This is a genomic window from Paramagnetospirillum marisnigri (assembly GCF_001650715.1).
In the GTDB taxonomy this organism is placed as follows: Bacteria; Pseudomonadota; Alphaproteobacteria; order Rhodospirillales; family Magnetospirillaceae; genus Phaeospirillum; species Phaeospirillum marisnigri.
In genome coordinates this window covers 66,748-89,619 of record NZ_LWQT01000038.1, presented here as the reverse complement: position 1 = coordinate 89,619, position 22,872 = coordinate 66,748, and the positions used below count along the sequence as shown (strand labels likewise).

At 64.1% G+C, this 22,872-nt stretch carries 23 protein-coding genes and 1 tRNA gene; 3 read left to right on the top strand and 21 right to left on the bottom strand.

Going from position 1 to position 22,872, the window contains the following annotated elements; all coding sequences use genetic code 11:
• Window positions 1-8: 8 nt before the first annotated feature.
• The 9 genes from nuoH to A6A04_RS03540 form a co-directional block, all read right to left on the bottom strand.
• Window positions 9-1,037, bottom strand: coding sequence for an NADH-quinone oxidoreductase subunit NuoH (gene nuoH, locus A6A04_RS03580; protein ID WP_068489987.1), 1,029 nt, complete (start codon window positions 1,035-1,037; stop codon window positions 9-11).
• Entirely contained in the window at window positions 1,030-3,105 is a 2,076-nt protein-coding gene (gene nuoG, locus A6A04_RS03575; RefSeq protein ID WP_068489986.1) for an NADH-quinone oxidoreductase subunit NuoG, read from the bottom strand. Before nuoG ends, nuoH begins: the two co-directional genes overlap by 8 nt.
• Before the next feature lie 17 nt (window positions 3,106-3,122).
• The gene (nuoF, locus tag A6A04_RS03570) at window positions 3,123-4,406 is read right to left on the bottom strand and encodes an NADH-quinone oxidoreductase subunit NuoF (RefSeq protein ID WP_068489983.1); all 1,284 of its coding nucleotides are present in this window, start codon (window positions 4,404-4,406) and stop codon (window positions 3,123-3,125) included.
• Window positions 4,406-5,014 carry an NADH-quinone oxidoreductase subunit NuoE gene (nuoE, locus tag A6A04_RS03565; RefSeq protein WP_068489982.1) on the bottom strand — a complete coding sequence of 203 codons (609 nt, stop codon included), beginning with the start codon at window positions 5,012-5,014 and terminating at the stop codon, window positions 4,406-4,408. Before nuoE ends, nuoF begins: the two co-directional genes overlap by 1 nt.
• A complete protein-coding gene (locus A6A04_RS03560; protein WP_068489980.1) occupies window positions 5,011-6,189 on the bottom strand; it encodes an NADH-quinone oxidoreductase subunit D in 1,179 nt (392 codons plus the stop codon). The genes nuoE and A6A04_RS03560 overlap by 4 nt, the downstream gene beginning before the upstream one ends.
• A gap of 1 nt (window position 6,190) precedes the next feature.
• Window positions 6,191-6,790 carry an NADH-quinone oxidoreductase subunit C gene (locus tag A6A04_RS03555; protein WP_068489978.1) on the bottom strand — a complete coding sequence of 200 codons (600 nt, stop codon included), beginning with the start codon at window positions 6,788-6,790 and terminating at the stop codon, window positions 6,191-6,193.
• Between the two features lie 25 nt (window positions 6,791-6,815).
• Window positions 6,816-7,382: a NuoB/complex I 20 kDa subunit family protein gene (locus A6A04_RS03550; protein WP_068489976.1), complete on the bottom strand. Its 567-nt coding sequence runs from the start codon at window positions 7,380-7,382 to the stop codon at window positions 6,816-6,818.
• The gene (locus A6A04_RS03545) at window positions 7,373-7,738 is read right to left on the bottom strand and encodes an NADH-quinone oxidoreductase subunit A (protein ID WP_068489974.1); all 366 of its coding nucleotides are present in this window, start codon (window positions 7,736-7,738) and stop codon (window positions 7,373-7,375) included. Before A6A04_RS03545 ends, A6A04_RS03550 begins: the two co-directional genes overlap by 10 nt.
• 242 nt (window positions 7,739-7,980) lie before the next feature.
• Window positions 7,981-8,057 (bottom strand) — tRNA-Asp (locus A6A04_RS03540).
• Window positions 8,058-8,347: 290 nt separating this feature from the next.
• On the opposite strand from A6A04_RS03540, the gene A6A04_RS03535 reads away from it, so the two are divergent.
• The 3 genes from A6A04_RS03535 to A6A04_RS03525 all read left to right on the top strand — a co-directional run bounded on the left by A6A04_RS03535 (window position 8,348) and on the right by A6A04_RS03525 (window position 11,699).
• Window positions 8,348-9,820 (top strand): ArnT family glycosyltransferase, encoded by a 1,473-nt coding sequence (locus tag A6A04_RS03535; protein WP_068489971.1) that lies wholly within the window; start codon window positions 8,348-8,350, stop codon window positions 9,818-9,820.
• Window positions 9,821-9,904: 84 nt separating this feature from the next.
• Window positions 9,905-10,705, top strand: coding sequence for a hypothetical protein (locus A6A04_RS03530; RefSeq protein ID WP_068489968.1), 801 nt, complete (start codon window positions 9,905-9,907; stop codon window positions 10,703-10,705).
• Window positions 10,706-11,168: 463 nt separating this feature from the next.
• The gene (locus tag A6A04_RS03525) at window positions 11,169-11,699 is read left to right on the top strand and encodes a Panacea domain-containing protein (protein WP_068489966.1); all 531 of its coding nucleotides are present in this window, start codon (window positions 11,169-11,171) and stop codon (window positions 11,697-11,699) included.
• A gap of 406 nt (window positions 11,700-12,105) precedes the next feature.
• Here the strand turns inward: A6A04_RS03525 and A6A04_RS03520 are convergent, their stop codons facing one another.
• The 12 genes from A6A04_RS03520 to A6A04_RS03465 all read right to left on the bottom strand — a co-directional run bounded on the left by A6A04_RS03520 (window position 12,106) and on the right by A6A04_RS03465 (window position 22,858).
• Window positions 12,106-12,654, bottom strand: a complete 549-nt coding sequence (locus A6A04_RS03520) for a hypothetical protein (RefSeq protein ID WP_068489965.1) — start codon at window positions 12,652-12,654, stop codon at window positions 12,106-12,108.
• Window positions 12,638-12,853 (bottom strand): hypothetical protein, encoded by a 216-nt coding sequence (locus A6A04_RS03515; protein WP_156612454.1) that lies wholly within the window; start codon window positions 12,851-12,853, stop codon window positions 12,638-12,640. Before A6A04_RS03515 ends, A6A04_RS03520 begins: the two co-directional genes overlap by 17 nt.
• 2 nt (window positions 12,854-12,855) lie before the next feature.
• The gene (locus A6A04_RS03510) at window positions 12,856-13,452 is read right to left on the bottom strand and encodes an N-acetylmuramidase family protein (protein WP_082914663.1); all 597 of its coding nucleotides are present in this window, start codon (window positions 13,450-13,452) and stop codon (window positions 12,856-12,858) included.
• Entirely contained in the window at window positions 13,449-14,000 is a 552-nt protein-coding gene (locus A6A04_RS03505) for a hypothetical protein (protein WP_068489961.1), read from the bottom strand. Before A6A04_RS03505 ends, A6A04_RS03510 begins: the two co-directional genes overlap by 4 nt.
• A 70-nt stretch (window positions 14,001-14,070) precedes the next feature.
• Window positions 14,071-14,364 carry a hypothetical protein gene (locus A6A04_RS03500; RefSeq protein WP_156612453.1) on the bottom strand — a complete coding sequence of 98 codons (294 nt, stop codon included), beginning with the start codon at window positions 14,362-14,364 and terminating at the stop codon, window positions 14,071-14,073.
• A gap of 114 nt (window positions 14,365-14,478) precedes the next feature.
• Window positions 14,479-15,420: a hypothetical protein gene (locus A6A04_RS03495; protein ID WP_068489957.1), complete on the bottom strand. Its 942-nt coding sequence runs from the start codon at window positions 15,418-15,420 to the stop codon at window positions 14,479-14,481.
• Window positions 15,417-19,175: a host specificity factor TipJ family phage tail protein gene (locus A6A04_RS03490; RefSeq protein ID WP_068489956.1), complete on the bottom strand. Its 3,759-nt coding sequence runs from the start codon at window positions 19,173-19,175 to the stop codon at window positions 15,417-15,419. The genes A6A04_RS03495 and A6A04_RS03490 overlap by 4 nt, the downstream gene beginning before the upstream one ends.
• Entirely contained in the window at window positions 19,168-19,563 is a 396-nt protein-coding gene (locus A6A04_RS03485; protein WP_068489954.1) for an NlpC/P60 family protein, read from the bottom strand. Before A6A04_RS03485 ends, A6A04_RS03490 begins: the two co-directional genes overlap by 8 nt.
• Window positions 19,564-19,570: 7 nt before the next feature.
• The gene (locus A6A04_RS03480; protein ID WP_068489953.1) at window positions 19,571-20,086 is read right to left on the bottom strand and encodes a DUF1833 family protein; all 516 of its coding nucleotides are present in this window, start codon (window positions 20,084-20,086) and stop codon (window positions 19,571-19,573) included.
• Window positions 20,087-20,088: 2 nt separating this feature from the next.
• The gene (locus A6A04_RS03475; protein WP_068489950.1) at window positions 20,089-20,445 is read right to left on the bottom strand and encodes a hypothetical protein; all 357 of its coding nucleotides are present in this window, start codon (window positions 20,443-20,445) and stop codon (window positions 20,089-20,091) included.
• Entirely contained in the window at window positions 20,442-22,631 is a 2,190-nt protein-coding gene (locus A6A04_RS03470) for a tape measure protein (protein WP_068489948.1), read from the bottom strand. The genes A6A04_RS03475 and A6A04_RS03470 overlap by 4 nt, the downstream gene beginning before the upstream one ends.
• Window positions 22,628-22,858 carry a hypothetical protein gene (locus A6A04_RS03465; RefSeq protein ID WP_068489946.1) on the bottom strand — a complete coding sequence of 77 codons (231 nt, stop codon included), beginning with the start codon at window positions 22,856-22,858 and terminating at the stop codon, window positions 22,628-22,630. The genes A6A04_RS03470 and A6A04_RS03465 overlap by 4 nt, the downstream gene beginning before the upstream one ends.
• Between the last annotated feature and the right edge of the window lie 14 nt (window positions 22,859-22,872).

Sequence of the window (22,872 nt, the reverse complement as noted above, 5' to 3'; positions counted from 1 at the left end):
CTCTCTCCTTAGCCCTTGTTCGGCAGCAGGTCGAAGGCGGTCAGCACGCCCGCGGTCAGCACCAGCCAGAACAGCGAGAACGGCAGGAACACCTTCCAACCCAGCCGCATCAGCTGGTCGTAGCGGTAGCGCGGGAAGGTGGCGCGAACCCACAGGAAGATGAACATCACGAAGCAGATCTTGAGGATCAGCCACAGCGCGCCCGGAATGGGCAGCCAGGCCAGGCCGGGCAGCGGCAGCCAGCCCCCCAGGAACAGGATGGAGGTCATGGCCCCCATCAGCAGCATGTTGGCGTATTCACCCAGGAAGAACAGGGCGAAGGCCATGGACGAGTATTCGACGTTGTAGCCCGCCACCAGCTCGGCTTCCGCCTCGGGAAGGTCGAAGGGGGCGCGGTTGGTCTCGGCCAGGCCGGAGATCAGGAACAGGAAGAACATGGGCAGGTGCGGCACGATGTACCACACGCTGTTGGCCTGGGCCTCGACGATGGTCGAGAGGTTCAGCGAGCCCGCGGTCAGCAACACCGAGATCATGATGAAGCCGATGGAGACCTCGTAGGACACCATCTGCGCCGCCGAACGCAAACCGCCCAGGAAGGCGTATTTGGAGTTGGACGCCCAGCCCGACATGATGATGCCATAGACGCCCAGGGACGAGATGGCGAAGACGTAGAGCACGCCGACATTGATGTCGGCCAGCACCCAGCCCTTGTCGAAGGGGATCACCGCCCAGGCCACCAGGGCCAGCAGGAAGGTGATCATCGGCGCGCCGATGAACACCGCCGGACTGGCGGAGGTGGGGAGGATCAGCTCCTTCACGAACAGCTTCAGGCCGTCGGCCATGGGCTGCAGCAGGCCGAAGGGGCCAACCACGTTGGGTCCCTTGCGCAGCTGGATGGCGCCGATCACCTTGCGCTCGGCATAGGTGAGGTAGGCCACCGCGATCAGCAGCGGCAGGACGATGGCGACGATCTGAACGACGATGACGATCAGACGCCAGAGGAAGGGGGGCAGCAGCCCGGCCAGAAGATCAACCATGGGTCCCCGTCTTCTTGTGCTTGTGGTTGCAACCACCGCCGAAGGCTGCCGTGCATTCCGCCATGGTCTTGGAGGCGCGGCTGATCGGGTCGGTCATGTAGAAATTGTCGATATTGCTCACCAGGGCGCCGTCGCCCAGCGCGCCCTCGGCGCCGAAAGCGGCACCCCAGGCGGCGGGGGTGACCTCGCCGATGGCGGCGAAGGCGGGCGCGGCCTGGGCCAGACGCTGGCGGATCGCCTTCAGGCTGTCATAGGGCAGCGACTTGCCCAACGCCTCGGCCAGGGCCTTGACGATGCGCCAGTCTTCCTTGGCCTCGCCGGGCGGGAACACCGCCAGGCGGGTCTGCTGGGCGCGGCCCTCGAGATTGACGTAGGTGGCGCTCTTTTCCGTATAGGCGGCGGCGGGCAGGATCACATCGGCCCGGTGCGCCCCGGCATCGCCATGGGTGCCCACATAGACGACGAAAGCGTCACCCAGGCCCTTCATGTCGATGTCGTCGGCGCCCAGCAGGACCAGGGCCTTGACCTCGCCCTTGGCGGCGCCGTCGACGATGGCGGCGGTATCCTTGCCCCCGGCGCCCGGCACGAAGCCGAGATCGAGACCGCCGACGCGGGCGGCCGCCGTGTGCAGCACGTTGAAGCCGTTCCAGCCATCCTTCACCAGACCGGCGGCATCGGCCAGCTTGCGGGCGAGGCCCAGGATCACGGCGCCGTCGGCGCGGGTCAGCGCGCCTTGGCCAATGATCAGGGCGGGCTTGGCGGCACTCTTCAGCACCTCGAAGAAGGGATGCTTGCCCTCGGCGATGTCCTTCAAGATCGAGGCCTGGTCGCCCAGATGCTCATACTGGTAGGTCAGGTCGCCCTTGTGGCCGATGCGGGCGATCTTGAAACCGCCCTTCTGCCAGCGCTTGCGGATGCGCGAATTGAGGACCGGGTTCTCCTTGCGGGGATTGGACCCGATGATCAACAGGGCGTCGGCCTGCTCGATGCCGGCCGCCGTGCTGTTGAACAGGTAGGAGGCGCGCACGCTCGCGTCCAGCTTGGCGCCGTCGGAGCGGCAATCCAGATTGGCCGAGCCCAGGGCGGCCAGCAGGTCCTTGGTGGCCAGCAGGGATTCGGCGTCGGCCTGATCACCGGCGATGGCGGCGATCTGCGAGCCGTTCAGACCCTTCAGCTTGGCGGCCACGGCGGCCAGGGCCTCTGGCCAGGTCACCGCCACCAGCTTGCCGTCCTTGCGGACATAGGGACGATCGAGGCGCTGGCGCTTGAGGCCGTCCACGGCGAAGCGCGAACGGTCCGACAGCCATTCCTCGTTGACGTCCTCATTGACGCGGGGCAGGACGCGGATGACCTCGTTGCCCCTTGTGTCGACCCGGATGGAGGCGCCGAGCGCGTCCATGACGTCGATGCTCTCGGTCTTCTTCAGTTCCCACGAGCGGTAGGTATAGGAAGCGGGCTTGTTGGTCAGGGCGCCCACCGGGCACAGATCGATCAGATTGCCCGACAGTTCCGAGGACACCGCCGCGCCGACATAGCGGGTGATTTCCAGATGCTCGCCCCGGCCCAGGCCGCCCAGCACCGGAGTACCGGCGATTTCCGAGATGAAGCGGACGCAACGGGTGCACTGGATGCACCGGGTCATCATGGTTTGGACCAGCGGGCCGTAATCCTTGTCCGGCACGGCGCGCTTGCCTTCCTGGCAGCGGTTTTTGTCGGAGCCATAGGCCATGGCCTGGTCCTGCAGGTCGCACTCGCCGCCCTGGTCGCAGATGGGGCAGTCCAGCGGATGGTTCAGCAGCAGGAATTCCATCACGCCCTGGCGCGCCTTGCGCACCACCGGGGTATTGGTCTTCACCACCATGCCTTCGCCCACCGGCATGGCGCAGGACGCCACCGGCTTGGGCATCTTTTCCACTTCCACCAGGCACATGCGGCAGTTGCCCGCGATGGCCAGGCGTTCGTGGTAGCAGAAGCGGGGGATCTCGATACCGAGCAGATCGGCGGCCTGGATGATGGTGGCTCCGGCCTCGACCTCGATTTCCCTGCCGTCAATGGTCAGCTTGGGCATTGCCGTCTTCTCTCTTCTCAGGCCGCGCGGGTCTTGGCTTGGCGCTCAAGGATGCGGCGCTCAAGTTCGGGACGGAAGGTGCGGATCAGACCCTGGACCGGCCAGGCGGCCGCGTCGCCCAGGGCGCAAATGGTGTGGCCTTCGATCTGCTTGGAAATCTCTTCCAGCAGGTCGATTTCCGACAGTTCGGCATTGCCGGTGATCATCCGCTGCATCATGCGGGCCATCCAGCCGGTGCCTTCGCGGCAGGGCGTGCACTGGCCGCAGCTTTCATGCCAGTAGAACTTGGACAGCCGGGCGATGCCGCGCACCAGATCGGTGGACTTGTCCATCACGATCACGGCCGCCGTGCCCAGACCCGAGCGCATGGCGCGCAGCGCGTCGAAGTCCATGGTGACTTCCTCGCACTGCTGCTTGTTCAGCATGGGCACCGAGGAACCGCCGGGGATGATGGCCAGCAGGTTGTCCCAACCGCCGCGCACGCCACCGGCATGCTTCTCGATCAGCTCCTTCAGCGGAATGCCCATCTCCTCTTCCACGTTACACGGGGTGTTGACGTGGCCGGAGATGCAGAAAACCTTGGTGCCGGTGTTGTTGGGCTTGCCCAGACCGGCGAACCAGGAGGCGCCGCGCCGCAGGATGGTGGGGGCGACGGCGATGGATTCCACGTTGTTGACGGTGGTGGGGCAGCCATAGAGGCCGACACCCGCCGGGAATGGCGGCTTCAGGCGGGGCTGGCCCTTCTTGCCTTCCAGGCTTTCGATCAGCGCCGATTCCTCGCCGCAGATATAGGCCCCGGCGCCGCGATGGACATAGACCTCGCAGTCCCAGCCCGAACCGCAGGCATTGGGGCCGATCAGACCGGCGGCGCGGGCCTCGTCGATGGCGTGGTTGAGATGCTCGGCCTCGCGCACGAACTCGCCACGGATATAGATATAGGCCGCATGCGCCCCGATGGCGAAGGAGGCGATCAGCGCGCCCTCGATCAGCTTGTGGGGGTCGAACCGCATCATCTCGCGGTCCTTGCAGGTGCCGGGCTCACCCTCGTCGGCGTTGATGACGAGGTAGTGCGGCCGGGGGCCTTCGGTCTTGGGCATGAATGACCACTTGACGCCGGTGGGGAAACCGGCGCCGCCACGGCCGCGCAGACCGGAATTCTTCATCTCGTCGATGATCCAGTCGCGGCCCTTGTCGAGGATCGCCTTGGTGTTGTCCCAGTCGCCGCGCGAGCGCGCGCCCTTCAGGGTCCAGTCGTGGATGCCGTAGAGATTGGTGAAGATCCTATCGGAGTCGCGCAGCATCAGGCCTTCCCCCCCTCGAACTTCAACTCGGTCAGGCTGGTAGGGCCACCGGCCGGGCACGAGAACTGACGGCCGTTCTGCGGGCCGGGCTTCGGCGTCTCGCCCCGCTTGAAGGCCTCCAGCACCGCCTTGGTGGTCTCGGCGGTCAGGTCCTCGTAGTAGTCGTCGTTGATCTGCATCATGGGCGCGTTGACGCAGGCGCCCAGGCATTCCACCTCGGACAGCGTGAACAGCCCGTCCTTGGTCATGTCGCCGAAACCGACGCCCAGCGCTTCCTTGGCCGCCGCGACCACGTCGTCGGAGCCGCGCAGCATGCAAGGCAGGTTGGTGCAGACCTGGACGTGGAACTTACCCACCGGCTTGCGGTTGTACATGGTGTAGAAGGTGGCCACCTCCTCCACCCGGATCGGGGCCATGTCCAGCATGGTCGCGATCACTTCCATGGCGGCGCGGCTGACCCAGCCTTCCTGGCGCTGGGCCAAGTCGAGCAGCGGCATCACCGCGCTCTGCTGGCGCCCGGCGGGGTATTTGGCGACGAAGGCCTTGGCCTTTTCCAGGTATTCCGGAGTGAAGGCGAAGCTTTCGGGTTCGTAGGTCATGTCACTCATCGGTCGATCTCGCCGAAAACGATGTCGATGGAGCCGATATTGGCCACCACATCCGCCAGCATGTGTCCCTTGGACATCATTTCCAGCGCCTGCAGATGGACGTATCCCGGCGGACGGATCTTGCAGCGATAGGGCTTGCCGGTGCCGTCCGAGACCAGATAGACCGCGAACTCGCCCTTGGGGGCCTCGATGGCGGTATAGGTCTCGCCGGCCGGGACGTGGAAGCCCTCGGTGAACAGCTTGAAGTGGTGGATCAGCGATTCCATGGACCGCTTCATCTCGGCGCGCGGCGGCGGCGAAATCTTGGCGCTTTCCACCTTGACCGGGCCGCCGGGCATCTTGGCGATGCACTGCTTCATGATCTTGACGGATTCGCGCATTTCCAGCACGCGGACCAGATAGCGGTCGTAGCCGTCGCCGTTCTTGCCCACCGGAATGTCGAAATCCATCTGGTCGTAGACCTCGTAGGGCTGCGACTTGCGCAGGTCCCAGGCGATGCCCGAGGCGCGCAGATTGGGACCGGTGAAGCCCCAGTCCAGCGCCTGTTCGGCTGTCACGGTGCCGATATCGACCACGCGCTGCTTGAAGATGCGGTTCTCGGTGGCCAGGGTCTCGATGTCGTCGAGCACGGCCGGGAAGGTCTCGCACCAGGCGGCGATGTCCTCGATCAGCCCGTCGGGCAGATCGGCCGAGACGCCGCCGATGCGGTAGTAATTGGCGTGCAGCCGCGCGCCGCAGACCCGCTCGTAGAACTCCATCAGCTTCTCGCGCTCCTCGAAGCCGTAGAGCAGCGGCGTCATGCCGCCCACGTCGAAGATGAAGGCGGTGACGTTAAGCAGATGGTTCAGGATGCGGCCGATCTCGTCATAGAGCGTCCGGATGAACTTGGCGCGCAGCGGAATGTCGATGCCCAGCAGATTCTCCGTGGCCAGCACGAAGGCATGCTCCTGGTTCATGGTGCCCACATAGTCCAGGCGATCGAAATACGGCGTCGCCTGCATGTAGGTCTTGTGTTCGATCAGCTTCTCGGTGCCGCGATGCAGCAGACCCACATGGGGATCGGCGCGGTCGACCACCTCGCCCGACATCTCCAGGATCAGGCGCAACACGCCGTGAGCGGCCGGATGCTGCGGACCGAAATTGATGGTGTAGTTCTGGATCTGGGATTCGGCCATCTCAGCTCGCCTTCTCATCGCCGGGCAGCAGGCCCGGACCTTCCCAGGGGGACAGGAAATCGAAGCTGCGGAAATCCTGGGTCAGCTTCACCGGCTCGTAGACCACTTTCTTGGCCTCGTCGTCGTAGCGCATTTCCACATAGCCGGTCAGCGGGAAGTCCTTGCGCAGGGCATGGCCCTCGAAGCCGTAATCCGACAGGATGCGGCGCAGGTCGGGGTGGCCCGAGAAGGTCACGCCGTACATGTCCCACACCTCGCGCTCGAACCAGCCCGCCGAGCTGAAAACGCCGGTGACGGAGGGGACCGGGGTCTCCTCGTCGGTGGCGACCTTCACCCGGACGCGCTGATTGTGCTTCATGGACAGGAAGTTGTAGACCACGTCGAAGCGCTGTTCGCGCCCCGGCCAGTCGACACCGCAGACATCCATCAGCTGCTTGAACAGGCAGCCGGTATCATCGCGGAGGAAGGTGGCCACCTTCACGATGGAGGCGGCGCGAGCCTCGATCACCAACTCGCCGCAGCGGTTGACCTCGGTGCCCAGCACGTCCTGGGGCAGGGCTTGGGCGATGTACTCACCCAGATCCTTCAGCGCTTGCGTCATCTTTGGGCCGTCCCTCGTTCAGGCGCTATCGGAGAATGGAGCCGGTGCGGCGGATCTTCTTCTGCAACTGCAGGATGCCGTACATCAGCGCCTCGGCGGATGGGGGGCAGCCCGGAACATAGATGTCCACCGGCACGATGCGGTCGCAGCCCCGAACCACCGAATAGGAATAGTGATAATAGCCGCCGCCATTGGCGCACGACCCCATGGAGATCACCCAGCGGGGCTCGGCCATCTGGTCATAGACGCGCCGCAGAGCCGGGGCCATCTTGTTGGTCAGGGTGCCCGCCACGATCATCAGGTCGGACTGGCGCGGGCTGGGGCGGAACACGACGCCGAAGCGGTCCATGTCATAGCGCGAACAGCCCGCATGCATCATTTCCACGGCGCAGCAGGCCAGACCGAAGGTCATGGGCCACAGGCTGCCGGTCCGCGCCCAGTTGACCACCGCGTCGACCGAGGCCAGCACGAAGCCCTTGTCGGAAATCTCGGTGGTGACGGCCTTCAGCAACGCGTCCTGCGCCGCGCCGGGAGGCAGCGGCGCCGCGTGGTCGGGCGTCATGATACCGCTGGAGGACGGGTTCACTCCCATTCCAAGGCTCCCTTTCGCCATTCATAGATGAAGCCGATGGTCAGCACGGCCAGGAACACCATCATGGACCAGAAGCCAAACAGGCCGATCTTGCCGAGCGTCACCGCCCAGGGGAACAGGAAGGCCACTTCCAGGTCGAAGATGATGAAGAGGATGGCGACCAGATAGAACCGCACCTCGAATTTGGAACGGGCGTCGCCGAAGGCGTCGAAGCCGCATTCATAGGCCGAGGCCTTTTCGGTGTCGGGCTTCTGGCGGGCCACGATCCACGACGCCCCGATGCAGATCGCCGCGATCACGATGGCGATGCCGAGGAAAATCAGGATCGGCAGATATTCGAGCAGCCAAGCTTCCATCGTTCCTGCCCTAGCTCAAGAGGTCTTCCAACCGGAGGCCATCATCGACATCCGTCTCGCCGCATAATCCGCATCGGCCGGGCTCCGCGCAAGGCAATTAGAATCATGCCAAGGCGGATCGGGGGGATCAGGCGACGAATCGCGAAGGTCGAATGAGGAGCCCCCTCCTGCAACAGACAAACACAAACGGACCCGCTCCGGTCCACCTCGCCCCTCGCGAAGGAACCGGACTGGAGGCGGGATGGCGGGAGTGACGGGGCTCGAACCCGCGACCTCCGGCGTGACAGGCCGGCGCTCTAACCAACTGAGCTACACCCCCTCCGCGGCCACCCGCGTGGGTAGGAGGGGTGTAATCCACCCCCCAGGGCCTGTCAAGCGAACAAGCCCGGCCATCCCAGCTTTTTCCGCTTGCCTGTGCTGCGGAAAATGTGGGAAGCAGCCCTGGTGGTCCGATCCAGACGGAGGGTTATCGGCAAGAGCCGTCTGTCTGGATCGGACCACAATATCAATGGGTTGTGCGCGGATATATTCGGATGCACGTTGCATCGTCTTAATATATCCGCGCACTGGGACGGACCCGACGTCGCACTCTGGGGGAAACCGGGTTTCATGATCAAATCAGGCCAGCCGGATGCCGCCTCCGGTCAGCGGTCCTATCGCCTGACGGTCCTCGGTCTCGGCGGATTGGCGGCGCTGCTGCTGGCCTATCCGCTGGCCCGCATGGCCTTCACCTTCGAGATCGACAATACCGAGGGTTGGAACGCCTATCACCAGCTCCGCGCCCTGGCCGGGCAATCGCTCTACGACGGTGGCTCGCCCTACTTCTTCAACAACTACCCGCCGCTGTCCTTTTATCTGGTGGGCTGGCTGTCGGCGCTGCTGGGCGACGTGGTCATGGTTGGCCGCTGGGTATCGCTGCTCGCCTTCGCCGCCATCTGCCTGTCGGTGGCCTCGGTGGTGCGCTCGGGCGGCGGCTCGCGCCTCGACGCCCTGTTCGGCGCCGTCACCTGCGTCGGCCTGTTCAGCACCCTGGGCGTCGATTATGTGGGCAAGGACAATCCGCAATTCCTCGGCCTCGCCCTGATGAGCCTCGGCCTCGCCGTCCATCTGGCGGGGCCACCCGGTGCCCGGCGCGCCGTGGTCACCGCCGGGCTGTTCGCCCTGGGGGTGATGACCAAGCACAGCGTCGTCTGCATTCCGCTGCTGGTCAGCCTGGACGTCCTGATCCGGGGCAATGCCCGCAGCCGCGCCGCCTATCTGGCCTCGGGCGCGGTGCTGGCGGGGTTGGCCTTCGCCGTGGTCTGGGGCCTGGCGGGTCCGGCCTTCTTCACCCAGTTACTGGCCCGCCGCACCTGGGAGGAGGCCCGCGCCTTCCTGTTCACCATCGAGGTGCTGGGTCAGGTCCAGGCCGCCATGGCGGTGGTCGGGCTGGCGCTGCTCCACGCCCGCAAGCAGCGGCCCGCCCGCCTTGTGCTGGCGCAGCTGGGCATCGCCTGGGTCCTGGCCATCTTTTTCTCGGGTGGGGCCGGAACCGATATCAACGTCTTCTTCGACGTGCTGGTGGCCCTGTCCATGGGGGCCGGGCTGGCGCCGCATCTGGTCGGCATCCCCCGGGCACGCGCCGCCCTGGCCCTGGCCATCCATGCCGGGATCATCTTCTATTCTCCCTTCTGCCTGGGCCGCCTGGGTGTCGAACTGCTGGGCGACATGGACGAACGGGAAAAAATGTTCGCGGAGGATGTGGCCTATGTGGCGGCCATCCCCGGCACCGCGCTGTGTCATTCCCATCTGGTCTGCCTGAGGGCGGGCAAGCCCGCCTTCTACGACCCGGTCAACATGATGCAGGCCATGACCTTCGGCCGGCTGCCCACCGATACCCTGACCGGCATGCTGGAGCGCCAGGAGATCGCGGTGGTGCAGATCACCGATCCGCCGCCCCATCCCGAGGACGACATCCCGGGAACCCGCGGCATCCCCGCCCGTTACGTGGACTTCCAGCCCGAGGCCTTCGAGGCGCTGCGCCAGCACTACGTCCTGGACCGGGTGGGAGCGTCGGGTCGGTTCTACCGGCCGCGCCGATAATGGGCATCGGCGGGTAGGTAATGACCGTGATTGCCAGAAAGTAAACATGGAGTTAATGTGGCTATTCCTTCGATGGGAGAACCCATGATGGTCGGTTTTTCTGCGCTTTTCCCCTCCACCAGTTCCGCACTGCCCGTGCGGCCGACGGCTGCGACCAAAACCGTCACCTTCGATTCCAGGCCAGGGCTGGCGCGGACCTCGACCACCACCGGCGATACGCCGCGTGGCAAGGAGGTTGGCGCCAAGACCGGGGCCGAAGCGGTTTCCAAGGGGATCACCGCCTCCACCAACCAGTTCACCGAACTCTCCAAACTGCAAGAGCAGCTTTCCGCCGCCACCCAGCCGGGAACGGAGTTGACCACCGATCAGGTCAAGGCCATCAACCAGCAGATCAAGGATGCGGTGGCGAGCATCAACAAGCAGACCGACAGCGCCAAGGTCGGCGACACCAACCTGCTGGCCTCCAACCCCGGCGGCGTCACCGTTTCCACTTCCGACGGCACCAAGGTGAACATCACTAGCCGGGGACAGGACTCCCAGTCCCTGGGACTGACCGACAAGGACGGCAAGGCCATCGAGGTGACCGACCTGGAATCGCTGCGCAAGGCGGTCGGCACCATCGCCCAGGCGGTGGGGCAGACCCAGCTCACCACCTACCAGCTCCAGGCCGCCAGCGGGTTGACCTCGCCCGCCAAGGCCAATCCCGGTATCGAGGCGTATGACAAGATTAACGAGGCCCGCTCATCGGCCCCAAAGCCGGGAAGCGCCCTGGCATCGGTGCAGTTGGCGCTGGACAACGCCCGTGCCGCCAACGCGGCCGGCTACGGCCGCACCGCCAAGGGCCACTCGGCCGCCACCCCAAGCATTCTCAGCCTGTTCGCCTGATACCGGAATTAGGTCTTGCCGCTAGGCTTGGTGGGCGGTGACGGGATCGAACCGCCGACCCTCTCGGTGTAAACGAGTGGCGCTGACCTCCAACACCGCATAAATCATAGACCACGGCCCGCACAAGATAACGGTTTCGCGAGTCATTTCTGCGGGTTTCGGGGAATAAAAGCCAACGGCGTTTGCTCAAACGATTATCCCGCATAATCGCCACAGCCTCCGCCGCGCAAGAGAACAAGCCGCCCGGATCACCGCCGCCACAACTCCACCTCTGCTTCGCGTCGGGCGATCAGGCCGGGCAGCTTGACTCCGCCACCGAAGACCAAAAAAGCAGCTCGCCGGGCACCAGATCCAACTCGCCACGGCTAATGGCAGCGCGGATGGTGGACGAGGACAGGTAGACCGGGACCGCACTTTTAGGTATAATTCTTCCCGCAATTTTTGCCCCTGCGGAGGCGGTTCGGTGAACATAGATCTCGTCGCTGACTACATGATCATGAAGGGCAACAAGCCCAACGGCGAGGCCCTGACCCAACTCGGACTGCAAAAGCTCGTTTATCTGTGCCAGGGCTGGCATTTGGCCTTGGCCGATGGTGAGTTATTCCGGGAAGATATCTACGCTTATGAGTTTGGCCCCGTTGTGAGGGAGCTTCGCCATCGGTTCCGATTCCTGGGCGCCAATCCACTGCCAATGATGCCTATAACCGATGCCGAGCGCGTGCTGTCGGCCGGAGCCAAACGGGTGATCGACGACGTTTGGTCTCATTATGGTAAGATGCCAACATCGGCGCTGGTTGACCTAACCCACGCACCCGGATCTCCGTGGAGCCAAGTTTGGAATTCGGCTGATGCCGAAGAGAGGGAAAACCTCCATATCCCACAAGCGCTGATCCGAGATTGGTTTAAGGTGAAGTTGGCAGAAAAGCTGAGGCCGCGCAGGACGCGCAAGCGTGATGTCGCCTTTGCATTCGAATCCTTCTTCGCTGCATCGTAATGGCGACCTGGGTTCTTCACCAGCATGATGCTGTGGCCAGCTGGGTGAATGCTCAATCAAGGGCGGGGCATGCGGGGCTGCGGCACTCATTCGACACCGCATGTAAATATGCCGAGGATGACACGCATTGGGCAGCGAAAGTTGGCATCTATGCCTACGTCGACTATGTCCCCGGAAAACACCCTACGACATTCCCGCTAATTCTGAAGCTCAGGGTTGAAGCGCTCTGTGTCATTGTGGTCGGCGTCGTCATGCCCCGCGAGAATCTAGCATTCAAATTCGAATAGGGTGCGGGGATTAGGCGCGGCACATCCTCTCCGTCATCCACTGCCTAACAACCCCAACCGTGATCGCTGGAAGCACCAGCCGGACCGCAAGGCCAGCAGGGCAATCCGCAGGATGGTCATCATTCTCCCGGCCTCCGGCCCGTTGAGATCCCTGAAGGCGGCGCAGGATGATCTCCGGACGTCATTGCCCAGGCCCGGCACTCGCTGGCGAACTGGGCGGCGGCGTCGGCATCTCGGGCGAAGCGCCAAAGAAAGTCCTCAGCCTCAGCAGAAAGTCGGGGCGCGGTGGCTCCATCCTGACAAAGGCAGGCGGCGCCGGTGGCGGTGGGCACGGAGCGACCACCACCTTTCCCACGTCCGGGGTCGCGCAGGCCGCCGCCAGCAGCGGCAGAGCGGCGAGCATCATCATAGGCCTGGTCGAGGGCCGCTTGTCCTTTCGCATGGGAAATCTCCATCTCGTCGTTGACGCGCCGCCAAGCGCGCTCGGCCGCAACGGCCCGTTCGGTTTCAGCCTGCAGGATCGTGGCCGCCTCGACCTTCTGGGCGGCAATGGCAGCCTCCCAGGTCAAGGCCTCCACATGCTGGCCATAGAAGTATCCACCGAGGGCGGCGCCGATGATGGCCAGCAAGCCGCCAAGAATGATCCTGGGGTTAGGCAGCATCGGCATGATCCGACTCCTTGGGTTGAGGCCCCTTGATCAGGGTGCCGAGCAGGCCGACCAGCACGGCCCCGATCTGCAAGCGGCGCGACCATGGGTCGTCGAGCAGCGGCGACAAGGCGGCCATTGCACCGCCGATGGTGACGGAGACCCAGGTGGTCCAGTCCCGCAAGGCTGGGCCAATCTTGGTGTGGACGCGGCGGGCCATGGTCATGCCTCCATGACGGCCAGCGCATAGGCGTCGGCCAGCTTGATGTGATAGTTGTTGGCGGCGAATCCCGGGCCGTTGTAGCGTCGGGCGAATCCCGTCCAGTCCAGATGACGCAGGGCGGCCAGCATTTGAGGATCGGCCGTGACGAAATCGGCGAAGGCCTTAAGCTGGGCGGGCTCTCCACTGGCCATGGCAAGGGCGAAATCAACCGCCCGGGCGAAGCCGCATTGCTCGTGATAGCGCCCGAGAATCTGGAACATCCCCCATGATGCCGACTTGATGGAGGCATCGACGTCCAGCGCCATGGCCTCGGCGAGGCGGTCATACTGATGGGCGCCGGAGCGGCCATAGAGCGACCGGTCCCACTTGGCCGATGAGATGTTGGGGTGCAGGGCGGCGAACTGGCCACCCGTCAGGCGATGGAATATGTGAGCCTCGAACAGGATCTTGGGACGCCCATCGGGCAAAAACCCGCCGCCGCTGGACTCGACGGAACAGACGGCGCGCACCGCCGCCGGGCTGACCCCCAGGGCGGAAGCGGTGGCAAGAATATCGGACGGGCCAAGTCTGGTGGCCGGGCCATGGAAATCGATCATGATGCGGATGCCTTTCGCTTGGGAGGCGCCCGGCGGCGGGGCGCCGTGGCGGTGGAACGGATGGATTCGGCGATGCCGGTCAGGGCGGCCAATCCGCGCGTCATCTCCTCCTGAGCATGCTGCGACAGGGTCAGGACGTGCCCCAGCTCGTCACGGGTGACCGTGTCGTCCAGGCGCTGATGGATGCGGGTGACCGAGTCCCTGATGTCTTGACGGTGATCCCGCCTCTCCTCCCGATCAGCCCTCATTTCGGCGGTCAAACTGTCCATTTTGGCAGAGAGATGCGATATCTCGGGGCAGCCACCCGGAGGCGGGCAGGCGTCTGGAGGGTGGTCACCACCAGCACCCCCGCCCAACCGATCCCGCAGGATCAGGCCGACCATCACCACCACGGCCAGGCTGCACAGTCCCAGCGCCGTCATCCCTATGGCCTGCGCCGCTGGATGAAGCCCGGGGAGGATATCAAAGCCCTTGGTGGCCACCGCCTGGGCGGCGCCGACGGCCTGGTCGTAGTTGGGGCCGTCTGCGGCCAAAGCCTCGAATGCCAAGGGCGTGTCCTTTCAGGTATGAAAAAAGCCGCCCAAGGCGGCCGGTGGTCAGGCGACGGTGACGATTGGATCAGGTCTGCAGTTGTCCCCGCAAGCCGGTGATGGCGGCGGTCAGGCTCGCCAGCCGGTCCAGGTCGGCCTCGGCGGGCGGGTTACCGCTGGCCAGGGCCAAGGCCACCTCGGCGGCCGGGCGGACCCGCCTGGCGTCCAGGGCGGCGATCTCGGCCAGGATGGGGGCGTTATGGGCGAGGCGGTCGCGTTCGGCCTGACCGGCTGCCCAAGCGGCCTCGCGGGCCTCCATCTCAGCGATCTCGGCGGCGGTCAACTCGACAGGCCCGTCAGGGGTGGCGCGGTACATAGTCATTTTTCACCTCAGGATTTCGCAAAACCATAAAGACGGACGGTCCCACTCGCGACACTCCCAGCCGAAAAGAATATCTGGAATCCCGTGATGGCGGCCGTTTGCTTAAGCGTTGCTTCAAATTGCGCTCTGACTACTCGGCTGTATGTCGTCCCGACATAGGTAATCTCTCCAGACACATGCTTGTGCACCGAAGTATTGGACGGAACGAAGAACATTGCCCGCCCATTGATTCCGCCAATTGACGTGTTCTTTGGATTTCCGCCCGTACTGGATGTAAGTCGCAGTGTCGGATGCTCCGTCTGCTATGCGCGTGCTACCGATACCCCAATTGGCTGCCGACCAATTGTAGTTGGTGGTTACGAATGCCCCACCGCTGTACATGCGCATGCGAAGTATGGCGCCGTCCGTTGCTGGCAGGATATTTTCGAACACAACGAGGTAGGCGTCATAGGTGCTTGATAGACCGGACGGGATGTCAACAGACGCGGAACTTGACGCCGTTGCAGAGTCTATAAAGGTGAGCGACCCGCCGCCCGCCGGAAAGGCTATGGTCCCGGCGCCGTCGTTGTAGCTGCCCCCCGCCGCCGCCACCATGGCGCCGACCACGTCCTGGGTCGCTTCGGTGAAGTCGGTGATGCCGGAACTGGCATGTGTATGACTGGCGGGGGCGGCGCCCAGCGTCAACAGTTGCGCCGCCGCGTCGGCATCATCGAGCAGGGCCTTGCCAGCGGCGGTGAGGTTGGCAGACAGCCAGTCGAGATCGGCGTCGTGGGCCTGGACGTCGGAACCGACCCCCAACCCAGCAAACGCGATGGCGCCGGTTGTAATGTTGATGGTGAGGATTGATATCCATCCAGCGGCCACCGTATAACGCTTGAGGACGTCCGGCGCAGCGGATGAATCCCACCACAACATGCCCTCGAACGGATTGGAGGGCGCCGTGGTTCCGCGATTATAGGACACCGCAGCGCCGAACAGCGCGTCCAGACGCGCCTCCAGGGTCGCCATGGACAACGGCGATACCCCGTTGATGGCAAATTCATCGACTTGGCTCATGCTGCCTTGGCTCCATAGGCTTGAGCGATTCCCGAGATGGTTCGCGCAACCGGGCTTCCGCTGTTGGTGAATGCGATATTGAAACCGTCCTCGGCCAAGCCGGTGATGGTGTAGGCGTCCCCCTCCTGTCCGTCGGAAACCGACAGCCCAATGGATGGGGTGACGAAAAAGGCCGGGCCGAAGGTTACGTGCGCGCCGCCGGTGCCGACGGAGGCCGTAAATCCGACCGTCCGATCCGGCATGTCGATCTCGACATAGACGCGGGTCAGCAGCGGCGTGATCGATGGCGCCGTGCCGGTCAGGCGAATCCGGAACCGGAACGCCCTGCCGGTGTAGTCCCCAACCAGGAACGGCTGCCAGTCACCCCATGTTGGCGACGCTCCAGGATCGTCGGCAGTGACGCTGATCTCCAGCGAGGCCGAATACTGGCCATCGGTCACGCCGTAGAGGTTGGCGGGAGAATACAAATCCTCGAACGCATACAGGTCACTGGTGACGTTCAGGCCCGCGACGGTCAGCGCCGCCGTGACACGGGAGGTGAAGACGCCGCCCAGGTCAATGGTGTCGTCCAGGACATAGGTCCCCTCGGTCGCCAACCCGCCATACATCAGCAGATCGGGAACGTCATAGAGATCAGCGGCGCCGTAGAGATCGCCCGCCGGGGCCAGCATCAGGCCGTCATAGGCAGCGCTGTAGGATACCCCGTCACCAACCCCGGTGAAGCTCGGGCTTTCCTGATTGACGGACTGGATAAAGTTCAGACCCTGAATGGTGGTGACGTTTGTGATCGCCGCCGCTGCCATCTCGCTTTCGTTGCCAGCGTGATCCACGAATTTCAGCAGATAGGTCCCCGCCATGGCCGGGGCGGTAACCGACGTGGCGGCACGGGGGATTCGCTCGATCACATCCACCGATGCGGCCCAGGTAGCGCCACTCAGCTCGGGTGAATAGCGAAGCCGGGCGTGTGAGATGTCGATGGCGGTTCCTGCCGTCCAGTCAAGGTGGGCGGTGCCGTCGATGATGTTGACCCGGAATCCGGTCGGGTTGTCTGGAAGCTCGGACTGACCAACCACCGTTTCGGTGACCACGTCAGACCACGCCCCGGCCACGCCATAGACGCTGATTGCCTGGGCCTGGATTTCGTACAAAAATCCGTCTGCCACTCCTGAAATGGCCACGGTCCCTTGGCTGGCGGACTGCTCGACGATCTGCCAGACCGACGACCCGACGGGGCGGGACCGAACCACGTAGGAGGCCGTGCGAGGCGTTCCGGCGCCGGGCTGCAGACTGACCAGGATTCTGGATGCGAAAGACCCGTCCGACCCGACCTGAAGGGCCGAGGTGCCGGACTGAACGCCGACGATGGAAGGAGCCGGAGGCTTGAGGCGAGTGGGATCAGCTCCGACGGTAATGTTTGGGGTGAACGCCGGTATGGCGCCGGTGTCGGCGGCATAGATCGCCGCGGCCTTTTCCACGCATTCGATGATAGCGGTGAGGTCGGGCCCGGGCCGGATGGCCCGAACAATCAGCTCTTCCGTCTCCCGATCAGCTTCCCCGAACATCGCGAGGTCGCCGACCTGCGGCCCACTTGCCGTCGGGATGGGGATCAAGAACTCGATCTCAGGGCCCTCTCCCTCGATAGTGACCAGGGAGGTAGACAGGCCAGAGCCATCCTCAAGGCGGAACCGGCATGCGTAGGCGACTCCGGTTTCCATGGTCACCGCTTCATCCAGGATCACGCCGGTCGTGTTGGAGCCGTCCACCACCAGCGACTTGACCCGACCCCAGGCGCTGCCCCACATCGGGACATCGTGCCCGACCCGGATCAGGTCGCCACGGCGGCAAACAAGGTGTTCGAAGTCGGCATAGAAGCTGTGGATTTCAGGGCGGAGGCGGGCTTGGGCGATGTGAAACCGCCCGTGCTTCCAGATGAGGTCACGGTTGGTGACGCCGGGGAATTCGATCCCCTCGAACTTGGTCGCGTTACTCTCGTCATAGCCGTCGTCGTAGACGATGCGCTCGTCTTGCTGAAACCCGTTGTCCTCATCGACGAAGCGGCAACGCCAGGCGTGGGGAACATCCATCAAGACGCGCTCGAACTTGTACCCCCAAGAATTGCGCGGCGTGAAATGTTGGGTCACCGGCTTGTCAGCATCGTCGAAAATGACGCTCCACAGCCCGTCCGTGATCGAAGGCGACGCGCGCGCCGCCGAACAGATGTCGGCGCAGGTGTCCCATACCGAGGCAGAGAAGTCCCGCACCATGTTGAATTTGTACCCGTTGGCGTCGCAGAATTCCCAGAAAGCTATAAAGGACTCGTCGTCAAGCTGGGCCTCGGTCCTCCGCCTTTCGTTGGCCGGACCGGTCAGCACAAGCCGCATCAGCGATGCCGGATTTTGCGTTTCAGCCTCGACCCAAGCCGTCCCGTTCCAGTCGGGGGCGTAGCTGGTCACCGTGGCGTTCAGCTCGGAAATGACGCCCTGCAATTGCTCGCTGGCCCGAATGCGGATCGCCGTCATCGCCAGCGGATAGGGGAAATTTGTCGGCGGCGCGCTGCGGAAAGTGCGAAGGACCGTCCATGCGGTATCGTCGACGATCTGGCTGTCGTCGGTGTCGGCGGTAGTGCGGCGGATTCTCACCTCGTACTGGCCGCGCGCCACCGTCCAGCGGTCGCCCTTGCGAAGCGTACCTACAACCTGATCGGTGATGGTCAAGGTAGGGCGGGCGGTCCAAGATTCGGCGCCGACGGCGCGATATTCTATCTCGACCGTGACGGTTCGGGGGTTGCGGCTGGCGCCGGAGAAGGTGGTCAGGCCGCGCGGGAACGAGATATCGACGCTGAGTTCGTCGGCTCCGGTGTGGCTGGTGCGCTGAATCCACCCGACAGACTGGGTCAGGGTGACGCCGATAGAATCCTGAAACACCGCCGCCGGGTAAAGGGTAATGGCCGGGTCATCGTCGCGGCCCTCGATCGTCTCGATCTCTACATCCTCGAAATCGGCGATCGGAGTCTCGCCGATTTTGATGTCCTCGATCTTGAGGGGCCCATAGCCCCAGACGAACAGCATCCGCAGGTATTCGTCGTTTCCCAGGATCTCGGTATAGGGCTTCGCGCCATAGGGCGGCGTCCCCTTGTGGCGACCAAGCACCGCGGAAATAGGCCCGAACGGGTTGGCGCGGTTGGACGCCCCGGTGACCGAGTAGGTTGGAGAATCACTGTAGGACGACGCCGCTCCAGCGCCGGAGAGGGACGGCATGGAGGGCGGCCGGGCCGGGAACATGGCGTTGACGGCAAACATGCCGACGGCGCCGATTCCAGCCGTGAAAACCGTCGTCCAGGTGCCTACAGCGGCCATCTGGGCGGCGGTCATGACAGTAGTCATCCCGAATCCGTTGACCACTCCGGCCGCCAGAATGGGCGCGAAATACACCGCCGCCGCGATCACGGCGATAGACAGCACCGTGGCGATTGGGTTCTTCCCGCCCCCACCACCACCTCCGCCCCCGTTATGCAGCGCTACGGTCACCACCACGTTGGCGCCGATCTTGGGCTTGACGCTGCGCCACATGGTGGGCGGGATGATCTCGCCATTAACCTGGACAACGGCGCCCCCGCGCATGGTTTCGGGGACGTTGCCGCGCCGGTGGGCCTCATCGACGATCTGGGCCAGGGTATGGCCGGGCTCAATACCGCCCAGGAATCGGGGGGCGGCCCGCAGGAAATGCGGCCGTGCGATGACTTGAAGCTCAGTCATGGCGGAAATATCCGACGACGGTGTTACGGCGGCGCAGGCTGGCGATCGGCTCGACGGTGCTGTCGATACCGGCCATGATGTGCAGCATGGCGTTGCGGCCCACCCACAGGCCAACATGGCAGTGCAGGGGGCCGGAGCGCATCAGGATCACGTCACAATCACGAGGGTCGTCCACCTGGCGCCACTTGGCCGCCTCAGCCTCCATGGCCGCCGCGATCTCGCGCAGAGTGTCGCGACTGCCATCCCGGTAGATGCCGGCCTTGGACGGCAGATCGATTCCCAGGCGGTCGAAATAGACCAGCCGCACCAATCCCCAGCAATCCAATCCGGCACGGCTCCGCCCATCGGCCAAGAAGGGCAGGCCGATATAATCGTCGGTCCAGGGCATGGCGACCTCAGAACAGGGCAGGGAAATAACCGGGGGTGAAAGACAGGCCTGGGAACGGCTCACGCACCAGGGTCTCAAGCATCAGCGTCCCCTGGATCGTCGAAGCATCCACCGAGACGTTGACCAGCAGGAAGTCAGGCCATGTCGCCTCGACATCATCGGGGCTTTCGGACAGGACGATTTCGGTGGTGATGGTGGGCGGGCCGACGATGCTGCGGATGGTGGCAGTCAACTGGCGGCGCACGTTGTCGATCTGGAGGACCATGTTCCCCGGCCCCTCGTCCTCATCGCTCGGGAGGGTCAGGGTGAAGGGGTAAAAGACATACTCGGTGCCGCGCGAGATGGTGCCGTAAACGATATCCGTCGGGCTGGAATCGTCCAGGCGCTGGGTCGGATCGGATGACACATAGATGGGCGCATCCAGGCCAGGATGGGTGATCGTGACCAGAAACACCGGGCAGACGCCGGTTTCCTGGGCGAACGCGCCGCGCAGAAAGGCCGTGGTCAGAGTGGTGCGAGGCATGGCTAGGGCAACATCTCGAGGTCGAGAGTGACGGAGAACACCCCGTCGCCGCCCTGGGGCTCGGGTCGGGTGACGAAGCGGTATTCGGCGGATGTCAGCGGATCACGAGGCTTGCGCCAAGAAAACCGCAGGGTGCCGCCCATCAGGTCGGCCTCGTAGAAATCCAGCAGCGTATCGACCTGGGCGCTGGTCAGAGTCATGTTGCCGCGCACCGGACGCGGACCGTTAGATGACCGCCGCCGCAGCTTGGCCACGCCAATATCCGGCTGAGACGCGATGGCAACGTCCGGCGGAGCCTCGCTGTAGCCGCTGATCTGCAGCGCCTGGGGCAGGGTGGCGGGCCAAGCAGGAATGGTCATCGCTGCACCAACTGCTCGCGGGCGCCGAAGGTCTGGCGCATGGCCTTATTGCTCTGGCCGCCGCGCTGGCCGAGCTTTTTCGACACCGCCTGATCGATCATCACGTCAATCTCCATGCCGCCGCCAGCCGTGCGGCGCTGGGCTGAGACATCGTCCCCCGCGTTGTTGATGATGTTGACCTTCACGTCGCCGCCGACCGGGCCGCCGTCGATTAAGGAGAATGCGCCATCGGCATACCCGGGCAGGCCGGAATAGGCGGAGGCGATCTGTTTTGACAGCATGGCAGGATAGACCTGCTCGCCGCCCCGGAAGTTGATCAGCTCAGGACCGCGCTCTCCCACCCAGGCCATGCCGGGCGGAGCGCTGGAGGTTCCGGAGGCGAAACCGAGTCCGCTGGTGATCGATCCGAGAAGGCTGGAAAAAAACGGTTGAGCGGCGGCGGCCAGAGGCTGCGTGATCTGCGACCGGATCATCAGGCGGAGGATATCCTGGGCAAGTCCCTGCAATACTTCTGAGAACGACTTTGCCGATACGATGGCGTCCTCAAAGGCGCTGGAGAACGTCATCCCAAGATCGGCGCCAAGCTTCTTGGTGCTTTCGATCTTGTCCTTGAGACCGTCCATCTGGACACGCTGCTCGCCCAGCTTCTTGGCGGTTTCCTCGGCGGCAGCGATCTCATCGGCCGACATCTGGACGCCAGCCGCCCGGTACTGATTGATCAATTCCAGCATGGCGGCGACCCGCTCATACTCGGCCTCAGACACCTGGAGGGCGGCAAGAAGTTTGGCGTTGTCGGCGATCTCCTGCTCCATGCCAGCGGCGATCCGATCCCGCGCCTCTGTCTGCTGCATGGCCATGTCCCAGGCTTCCGCTTCGGACTGGTTCAAGCGGTCTTGGGCTTCCTTGGCCGCGGCTACCGCCTGGGTGGCGTCATAAAGACTTCCGGCTGCAGCGATGATCTGTTCCTTCTGCCGGGCGGTGGCATCCGCCCCGGCGGTCTGGAGGGCTGCATAAATCGCCTGCTCCCGACCCGTCCGCGAAAGCTGCGCCTCCTGGAACTGGAGCGCCGCGATCTGCTTTTTGATAGCTTCGGCCTTCTTCACCTCCTCATCGGATGGACCGGCGGGAGTCGGCCGTGGCTCGGGGCGCGGAATGGCGGCAATGTCTCGCCGGTCCTTTTCCGCATTCAGGCCCGCCAGCTTCTCCTTTCGCCCCTTGATGTAACCGTCCAACAGCGGATCAGATCCATCCGACGGCCGCAGAAATTTCGGAATGCGGTCGCGAATGCTTTCGAGCGTGGCGATCCATTCCTCCAGACGCGCCTTATTGGCGGACAAGGCCTCATCCGAGGTTCGGTTGAGACGGCCAAAGGCAGCGGCCAGGACATCGACACCCTTGGCCGCCATGGCGATTGTATCGGTCAAACCGGTGATGGCAGCCGACATGATATCGTTGCCGCCGACCTCTCCGAAGGCCCGCATCAAGGCTTCGAACTGATCCTTGAGGTTCGAGGTTTGTCCCCCTAGGGTCGCCATCTGCTCGGCCATGGCTCCGGCGAATTCCACCTCACCCAGGCCGCGAAGGTAGCTTTCGATTTCGGCGGCATTCTTCCGGACCGTCGTCGTCACGCCCCGAAAGGTGAATTTGACCTTGTCACCCTCGGAACTGGCCCTGATCCCAAATTCCTTGAGGCGCTCGAACTCGCCAGTTGCGGCGTCGGCGACCGCCTCGATCATCTGGTTGAGCGGCTTACTCATGGCGGATGCGGTATTGCCATAAGCCCGCAGCGCATCCATTGACGGATCAAGCCCCATGGCTTTCAGCTTGATGAAGGCGTCGGTGACCTCGGTCAACTGGTACGGCGTCTCGGACGCGAACTTCTCCAACGATCCGAGGGCGGCTTTGGCGGCATCGCTGGACCCGGTTACCGTCTTCAGGCTGGCGCCGAGCTTCTGGAATTCGGCGTTGACCGCATAAAGCGCCCCAACCGTAACCCCGCCAGACAGGCCAGCGAACACAGTTCCAACCGTGCGCCCTAGCGAAGCGAATTTCGCGTCAATGGCGGCGAGGTCGCGCTCCCACTTCCGACCGCTGGCCGCCAAGGCGGCGTCGGCGCGGGTGAGGTTCGACATGAACTTCGCGCTGTTCGCCTCAAGATCGACGGCGACTTTTGCAATGGTGCTCATCGTTCGGCCCTTCGCTTGATGGGGAACGCGGTCTTCAGCGTGGCCTTCAGCCGCGCTTCAACGCCTTGCCCCTGCGCCTTCTGTCCCATGACTTCCTTCAGCGTCGGCATTTTCTTGCACCGCTGAAACGCGGCGGAATGCCAAGCATGCCAAGCCATCTGGTCTTGCCTGCCCCGCCGATCATCGGCCTCGGCCTTGGCCAGGACGCCCAGGACATAGGGCGTCATCCGCCAGAATTCCG

What these genes read in the sequence shown, in the direction of transcription:
- nuoH (WP_068489987.1), bottom strand. Translation starts at nt 1,037, where the DNA reads ATGGTTGATCTTCTGGCCGGGCTGCTGCCCCCCTTCCTCTGGCGTCTG.
- nuoG (WP_068489986.1), bottom strand. Translation starts at nt 3,105, where the DNA reads ATGCCCAAGCTGACCATTGACGGCAGGGAAATCGAGGTCGAGGCCGGA.
- nuoF (WP_068489983.1), bottom strand. Translation starts at nt 4,406, where the DNA reads ATGCTGCGCGACTCCGATAGGATCTTCACCAATCTCTACGGCATCCAC.
- nuoE (WP_068489982.1), bottom strand. Translation starts at nt 5,014, where the DNA reads ATGAGTGACATGACCTACGAACCCGAAAGCTTCGCCTTCACTCCGGAA.
- A6A04_RS03560 (WP_068489980.1), bottom strand. Translation starts at nt 6,189, where the DNA reads ATGGCCGAATCCCAGATCCAGAACTACACCATCAATTTCGGTCCGCAG.
- A6A04_RS03555 (WP_068489978.1), bottom strand. Translation starts at nt 6,790, where the DNA reads ATGACGCAAGCGCTGAAGGATCTGGGTGAGTACATCGCCCAAGCCCTG.
- A6A04_RS03550 (WP_068489976.1), bottom strand. Translation starts at nt 7,382, where the DNA reads ATGGGAGTGAACCCGTCCTCCAGCGGTATCATGACGCCCGACCACGCG.
- A6A04_RS03545 (WP_068489974.1), bottom strand. Translation starts at nt 7,738, where the DNA reads ATGGAAGCTTGGCTGCTCGAATATCTGCCGATCCTGATTTTCCTCGGC.
- A6A04_RS03535 (WP_068489971.1), top strand. Translation starts at nt 8,348, where the DNA reads ATGATCAAATCAGGCCAGCCGGATGCCGCCTCCGGTCAGCGGTCCTAT.
- A6A04_RS03530 (WP_068489968.1), top strand. Translation starts at nt 9,905, where the DNA reads ATGATGGTCGGTTTTTCTGCGCTTTTCCCCTCCACCAGTTCCGCACTG.
- A6A04_RS03520 (WP_068489965.1), bottom strand. Translation starts at nt 12,654, where the DNA reads ATGCCGATGCTGCCTAACCCCAGGATCATTCTTGGCGGCTTGCTGGCC.
- A6A04_RS03515 (WP_156612454.1), bottom strand. Translation starts at nt 12,853, where the DNA reads ATGGCCCGCCGCGTCCACACCAAGATTGGCCCAGCCTTGCGGGACTGG.
- A6A04_RS03510 (WP_082914663.1), bottom strand. Translation starts at nt 13,452, where the DNA reads ATGATCGATTTCCATGGCCCGGCCACCAGACTTGGCCCGTCCGATATT.
- A6A04_RS03500 (WP_156612453.1), bottom strand. Translation starts at nt 14,364, where the DNA reads ATGACTATGTACCGCGCCACCCCTGACGGGCCTGTCGAGTTGACCGCC.
- A6A04_RS03495 (WP_068489957.1), bottom strand. Translation starts at nt 15,420, where the DNA reads ATGAGCCAAGTCGATGAATTTGCCATCAACGGGGTATCGCCGTTGTCC.
- A6A04_RS03490 (WP_068489956.1), bottom strand. Translation starts at nt 19,175, where the DNA reads ATGACTGAGCTTCAAGTCATCGCACGGCCGCATTTCCTGCGGGCCGCC.
- A6A04_RS03485 (WP_068489954.1), bottom strand. Translation starts at nt 19,563, where the DNA reads ATGCCCTGGACCGACGATTATATCGGCCTGCCCTTCTTGGCCGATGGG.
- A6A04_RS03480 (WP_068489953.1), bottom strand. Translation starts at nt 20,086, where the DNA reads ATGCCTCGCACCACTCTGACCACGGCCTTTCTGCGCGGCGCGTTCGCC.
- A6A04_RS03475 (WP_068489950.1), bottom strand. Translation starts at nt 20,445, where the DNA reads ATGACCATTCCTGCTTGGCCCGCCACCCTGCCCCAGGCGCTGCAGATC.
- A6A04_RS03470 (WP_068489948.1), bottom strand. Translation starts at nt 22,631, where the DNA reads ATGAGCACCATTGCAAAAGTCGCCGTCGATCTTGAGGCGAACAGCGCG.
- A6A04_RS03465 (WP_068489946.1), bottom strand. Translation starts at nt 22,858, where the DNA reads ATGACGCCCTATGTCCTGGGCGTCCTGGCCAAGGCCGAGGCCGATGAT.